Raw genomic sequence first — 2,670 nt, 5'->3', positions numbered from 1 at the left:
GGGCAAGAAGTAGTCCGCACCGGATCACGCTCGTCCAGCGGTCCGGTAAGCAGGACCGACCACCTCCAGGGGAGAAACCAAGCAGATGCCGCCAAAGGGCCGTACTGCCGGCGGGGCTGCTGCTGATCTCCGTCGACATGACCGTCCTCTACACCGCGTTGCCCACGCTGACCACGGAGTTGGGCGCCGACGCCTCCCAGAAGCTGTGGATCATCAACGCCTACCCGCTGGTGATGGCCGGGCTGCTGCTCGGCGCCGGCACCCTGGGCGACCGCGTCGGGCACCGGCGGATGTTCCTGGCCGGCCTCGTCGTCTTCGGCACCGCGTCGGCGATCGCCGCGTCCGCGCCGAACCCGGCGGCGCTGATCGCCGCCCGCGCGCTGCTCGCGGTCGGCGCCGCCGCGATGATGCCGGCCACGCTCTCGCTGATCCGCGTCACCTTCACCGACGAGCGCGAGCGGAACATCGCGATCGGCGTGTGGGGCTCGATGGCGGTGGCCGGCTCCGCGCTCGGCCCGATCGTGGGCGGGCTGCTCCTCGAACACTTCTGGTGGGGCTCGGTCTTCCTCATCAACGTGCCGGTGGTGGTCGTCGCGCTGGTCGCCGCCGTCCTGCTCGCACCCGGCGGCTCGGGCCACGCCGACCGGCCGTGGGACGCGGTCGCCTCCGCCCAGGTCATGGCCGGCCTGGTCGGCCTCGTGTATGCCATCAAGGAGGCCGCCAGGCCCGACCGGGAGCCGACCCACCTGGCGATCGCCCTCGTCGTCGCGGCGATCGGCCTCACACTGTTCGCGCGCCGGCAGCGCCGGCAGGAGGACCCGCTGCTCGACTTCCGGCTGCTGCGCGACCGGCGCATCGTCTCCGGCGTCCTCGCCGCCGGCCTCGCCATGTTCGCGAACGCCGGGATCCAGCTGGTGCTCACCCAGCGCCTGCAACTGGTCGCCGGCTGGAGCCCGTTGGAGTCCGGCCTGCTGGTGGCGGCGTTCGCCGGCGGCGCGTTGCCGGCCGGCGTGGTCGCCGGCGGCCTGGTCCACCGCCTGGGCCCCGCGCCCCTGATCGTCGGCGGCCTCGCGGCCAACGCCGCCGGCACGCTGCTGACGCTGCTCCTCACGCCCGGCGTGGTGCCGTTCGTCGACATCCACCCCGACCACATGGCGTGGACCATACCCGGGATGCTGGTGGCCGGCGTCGGGATGGGCCTCGCGATGACCGCGGCCTCCGCCTCCATCATGGGCAACGCGCCCGCCCACCGCGCCGGCATGGCCGCCTCCGTCGAGGAGGTGTCGTACGAGCTCGGCAGCCTCACCGGCGTCGCGATCCTCGGCAGCGTCCTCACCTCCCTCTACACCGCCACCGTCCAACTCCCCGCCGGCGTCGACGAGTCGGCCGCCGACAGCCTGGACGCGGGCCTGGCCGCCGCCGGCGGACTCCCCGCCGACCAGGCCGCCGGGCTGCTGGACGCCGCGCACGCCGCGTTCGACCACGGCTACACCACCACCCTGCTGATCGCCACCGTCGCCCTCGCCCTCGGCAGCGCGCTCGCCGCCCGCCTCGCGGCACGGCACAATGGGGTCCGCCAGGACCAGCCGACCCAGGTGACGGAGCCCGCCGCGTGATCCTCTGCCTGCTGTTGCTCGCGGCCGTCGCCGCCACCGCCGCCGGTCCCGCCGCCCGGGTGCTGACCCGGGCCGGCTGGCCGGAGCGCGAGCCCAACACCGCGCTGTGGGTGTGGCAGTGCCTGGTCGCCACCGTGCTGCTCAGCTGCCTCGCCGCGCTGTCGCTCAGCGCCGCCGCCGTCTTCGACACCGTCCGCGTCCACCTCTTCGCGCCGGCGCCCGCCCCGGTCACCGCCGCCTACGACCTGGCCGCGGCCCCGCCCTGGATCGCCGTCCTGGCCCTGCTGTTGACCTGCGGCGCCGCCTGGACGGCCGCGATGCTCGGGCGCGAGCTGTACGAGGCGCGCGGCCGCCGGCTCCGCCGCCGCGCCCACCTGCGGGAGCGCGCCCCCGACCTGCCGGCCGGCCTCGCCGCGGAGCGCGGCCCGCTGCTGGTGCTGGAGGACGAGTACCCCGACGCCTGGCTGCTCGCCGGCTACCCGCCCCAACTCGTCGTCACCACCGGCGCGTTGCGTCGCCTCACCGGTCGTCAGCTGGACTCGGTGCTGGCCCACGAGCTCGGCCACGCCCGGGCCAGGCACGACTGGCTGCTCCACCTCTCCTCGGCGCTGGCCGTGGGCTTCCCCGGCGTCCCGCTCTTCGCCCACTTCAACGAGCAGGCCCACCGGCTGGTCGAGCTGGCCGCCGACGACACGGCCTCCAGGCGCTGCGGCCACCTCGACGCGGCGCTCGCCCTGATCGAGCTCAACGCCCACCGCGGCGTGCTGTCCTGCGCCAACCCGCGCCGGCTGCTCGCCCACCGGGTGCGGCGGCTCCTCGACCCGCCGCCCCGGTTCGAGTCGACGCGGCGCACCGCCACCACCGCGATGGCGGCGCTCGCCCCCCTGGTGCCGCTGCTGATCACCTTCGGACCCGGGATCATGGCGCTCGGCTGAGTCGGGCCGGCGCGCCCGGCCCCGGCCCGATGGCGACCGCCGACCGGGCCCGCGAGTTCGCGCTGCTGCGGCTGATCGGCACCAGCCGGCGGCAGGTGCTGCGGATGCTGCGCCTGGAG

General features: G+C 75.5%; 2 protein-coding genes. Both read left to right on the top strand.

Translation table 11 applies throughout. The annotated features are described in order from the left end of the window. Nucleotides 1-104: 104 nt before the first annotated feature. Nucleotides 105-1,616 (top strand): MFS transporter, encoded by a 1,512-nt coding sequence (locus tag E1283_RS34895; protein ID WP_243745317.1) that lies wholly within the window; start codon nucleotides 105-107, stop codon nucleotides 1,614-1,616. Further along, a complete protein-coding gene (locus E1283_RS34890) occupies nucleotides 1,613-2,551 on the top strand; it encodes a M56 family metallopeptidase (protein ID WP_132822178.1) in 939 nt (312 codons plus the stop codon). The genes E1283_RS34895 and E1283_RS34890 overlap by 4 nt, the downstream gene beginning before the upstream one ends. Nucleotides 2,552-2,670 lie beyond the last annotated feature (119 nt).

The organism is Streptomyces hainanensis (assembly GCF_004348415.1).
In the GTDB taxonomy this organism is placed as follows: domain Bacteria; phylum Actinomycetota; class Actinomycetes; order Streptomycetales; family Streptomycetaceae; genus Streptomyces; species Streptomyces hainanensis.
Note: the sequence above shows the minus strand (reverse complement) of the source record. Positions and strands in the feature narration are given on the sequence as shown.